The organism is Parvimonas sp. M20 (assembly GCF_035282425.1).
Classification (GTDB): Bacteria; Bacillota; Clostridia; order Tissierellales; family Peptoniphilaceae; genus Parvimonas.
The window spans coordinates 1-690 of record NZ_JAYKBQ010000057.1 but is presented as its reverse complement, the minus strand read 5'-3'; the positions used below and the strand labels follow the sequence as shown (position 1 = coordinate 690).

At 48.6% G+C, this 690-nt stretch carries 1 protein-coding gene; it reads right to left on the bottom strand.

Features of this window, described 5'->3' with window-relative positions; all coding sequences use genetic code 11:
* Nucleotides 1–84: 84 nt before the first annotated feature.
* Nucleotides 85–564 (bottom strand): hypothetical protein, encoded by a 480-nt coding sequence (locus tag VJI93_RS08335; RefSeq protein ID WP_324000417.1) that lies wholly within the window; start codon nt 562–564, stop codon nt 85–87.
* Nucleotides 565–690 lie beyond the last annotated feature (126 nt).

Below are 690 nucleotides of genomic sequence, written 5' to 3'. Positions count from 1 at the left end.
TGTGCCATATTCAATAACTCTGCCCTTGCCTCTTCTTCAACACGCTCCCAGAATTTGGCTTTGTTGAATTTCGGGCGGACAAAATCAGACATCCTTATACACTTCCCAGCCCATGCTCACCAACTGCGCAAGAAAAGTACTAATGGGCATACGTTGCTTAAAGGCTTCTGCCTTAATAATTTCGCCCAATGTTTGAGGTAAAGCGGATAAGCTGGGGGCTGGCACGTCTTGTGCTGCAGTAGTTGATCTGGCCAAATGCGCACCGGAATTGGCGAATTCAGATGTTGCACTTACCAGTCTCCCAGGTGTAAAAGACGTAGATGCGCTAGCATGCTGTCTTCGTTCTAATGCCTGTCCTGCTCTAGATATATGTCCCGGTGGGCCTTTGGGGAAGTCGTTCATGAATTTGCGCAGCTTATTCTTTTTAGCTGGGCTGGGATTCATCCCCTTGCGCAAATTACCAACTAACCCGGGATTATTGTCAGCTAATTTGCCGAATGTGGATTGAGCCATATTAGCCCTATCCAAATACATCTCAACCTCGTCCAGGAACGGCTTGTCCATCGTCAGCATCCTCAATGAGTTGTTCAAGCATATTCACAGGGATGCGACCGCTAAATAGCACGGTGAGGCGAATCCGCCACGATAGTCGACCCGTAATAAGCTTTCTAACCACACCCACCCAGGGGC